The sequence below is a fragment of the Hyella patelloides LEGE 07179 genome (assembly GCF_900659865.1).
Lineage (GTDB): Bacteria > Cyanobacteriota > Cyanobacteriia > Cyanobacteriales > Xenococcaceae > Hyella > Hyella patelloides.
The window spans coordinates 1-2205 of the sequence record NZ_LR214257.1 but is presented as its reverse complement, the minus strand read 5'-3'; the positions used below and the strand labels follow the sequence as shown (position 1 = coordinate 2205).

At 39.5% G+C, this 2205-nt stretch carries 3 protein-coding genes; all 3 read left to right on the top strand.

The window, feature by feature from the left end:
* The first annotated feature begins 180 nt into the window (after positions 1-180).
* Positions 181-1161, top strand: coding sequence for a helix-turn-helix transcriptional regulator (locus H1P_RS32880; protein WP_144875634.1), 981 nt, complete (start codon positions 181-183; stop codon positions 1159-1161).
* Positions 1158-1823 (top strand): type I-MYXAN CRISPR-associated protein Cas6/Cmx6, encoded by a 666-nt coding sequence (gene cas6 / locus H1P_RS32875; RefSeq protein WP_144875632.1) that lies wholly within the window; start codon positions 1158-1160, stop codon positions 1821-1823. Before H1P_RS32880 ends, cas6 begins: the two co-directional genes overlap by 4 nt.
* The coding region (locus tag H1P_RS32870; protein ID WP_144875630.1) for a CRISPR-associated endonuclease Cas3'' at positions 1820-2205 on the top strand (386 nt) is incomplete at its 3' end. The genes cas6 and H1P_RS32870, both read left to right, overlap by 4 nt.

Sequence of the window (2205 nt, the reverse complement as noted above, 5' to 3'; positions counted from 1 at the left end):
TTTTTCTGTCTAGCTTTTGAAATTTAGATGCGTTTGCCCTGCCCAGCTTGCTCATCATGATGATTTAGTTGATTTCACCCATTACGAGGAATTTAAGTCACGGTTATCTTTAATGCTAGGTGGAAGTGTTTTTTCCAGGTAACTGGCTTATGATTGACTAACTTTATCTGAGAATTGCTCGTGTCTCGTCACTTAGAAAGATTACTGAAGCTCGATTCGCTACTGCGTTCTGGTGTTAGACAAACTCAAAAGAGTTTGGCTGAGGCTCTGGAAGTAAGCGATCGCACTATTAGAAGCGATTTAGATTTTTTGCGAGATCGTTTCTTAGCACCTCTCGAATATCAAAAAAACAAGGGCTGGCATTACACCGCTCCTGATTGGCGATTACCCAGTATTTCTCTATCTCAAGGAGAATTATTTGCTTTAACTCTGGGAGCAAGAATGTTAGAGAATTATTCTGGTAGTGCTTACATCAATGAATTGCGTTCTGCGATCGCACGTCTGAGTGAAAGATTACCCGAAGCAACTTGGGTAGATTTACAAAAGATAGCTGATGAAAAAATTTTATTTAGTCCTGGAGCATCGATTAACCTTGACCCTGAAATCTGGCATAAGTTAGAAAAAGCTTGCAAAAAGTTGAAATCTGTCTGGATGGAATATTTCACTGCCAGTCGTAATGCATCGAGTGAGCGTCAACTCGATCCCTATTTACTGCATATATATCGGGGGACAAATCCTTATGTAATTGGTTTTTGTCATAAACGTCAGGAGGTGCGCTGGTTTCGCATCGACCGTATTCGGAGTCTAAAAGTATTAGAGGAAGAATTTACAGTCAGACCTGATTTTGACGGCTTGGGTCATCTAGCAATGATTTTTCAGCATGAAGTAGGTGACGTTCCTCAACCTGTAGAGATTTGGTTTGATACTGCGACTGCTCCGTTTGTTAGCGAACGGCGTTGGCATCCTTCCCAAGAATTAATTAAGCACCAAGACGGTTCATTAACTTTGCAGATGTCTGTCAGTGGATTAAATGATATCAAGCGTTGGGTGTTGGGTTATGGCAAAGGTGCAATTGTTAAAAGTCCGCCAGAGTTGGTGGAGATGGTGCAAAGAGAAATAGAAGCTATGAATAGTAATTATCAACAAGGATTAAAACAATGAATTTTTTGGAAATTCAATTCGCCTTAAGGGGTAAGACATTGCCAGCAGATCATGGATATGCTTTGTATTCTGCCCTAAAAAATATAGTTTCAGAAGAGTCTAAAAAGAAAGATTTAAACAATACAGACATTCAAAACTTTCCTCCTGAAGTGATTTTATCCAGTATCCCTGGAGTACCAGATAGAAAAGGACTAATCTATCTCAATCGTTCATCTCGCCTGCGTTTGAGATGTCCTTCTGAACAGGCACAACAATGGTATCGCTTGTTTCAAAATCAGGTATTAGATATCAGAGGAAATTTAATTCGTTTAGTTCAACCTAGATTATGTTTGTTAGAACCTAGCGAAATTTTAAAAGCTCGATTGGTTACTTTTAAGTTTGAAAAATGGGATATTCATGAAGCCCCTGTTTATTTTTTGGAATCCTGTAAAAAAGCACTCTTACGCCTAGAAATTAGTGGGAAAGCTTTTATTGATAGTAATTCTGATGGTGATTTAGCTGTCCGCTCTCTACGGATTAAACAGAAAAATGTCATGGGTTTTGGTGTGGTTGTAGAAAACCTAAACGAGGAGGATTCAATTAAATTGCAGTGTTATGGATTAGGTGGTAGAAAACATTTTGGTTGTGGCTGGTTCTATCCTTGTTCGGAGGTGCAAGCGTGAAACAAGCACCAGTTTTAAAGCCCAATTTATTGCTAGCCAAATCATTTGAACCTGGTAAGTGGAAAGGTTCTTATAGCTTAGTCGGGCATACAGCAGATGTAGTTAATGCTGTCTCTACTTTGATGGATGTTTTAGGCGAACGCACCATAGAACAATTTGGGCTTTCTATTAGTTTACCAGAACTAAGAGCTACAGCCCGTCTAGCTGCTTATATTCACGATTGGGGTAAAGCTAACAATCATTTTCAAGGAGTTGTTCGTGCCAAGATTAAAGAGGCTCATCCCAAAAGATTTTTACCTAACAATCCTCAACTAGTTCGTCATGAGGTAGCTTCAGTTTTACTGGCTTGGGAGTTTCGAGAATGGTTGGAGCAAGGGGAAGG

What these genes read in the sequence shown, in the direction of transcription:
- cas6 (WP_144875632.1), top strand. Translation starts at nt 1,158, where the DNA reads ATGAATTTTTTGGAAATTCAATTCGCCTTAAGGGGTAAGACATTGCCA.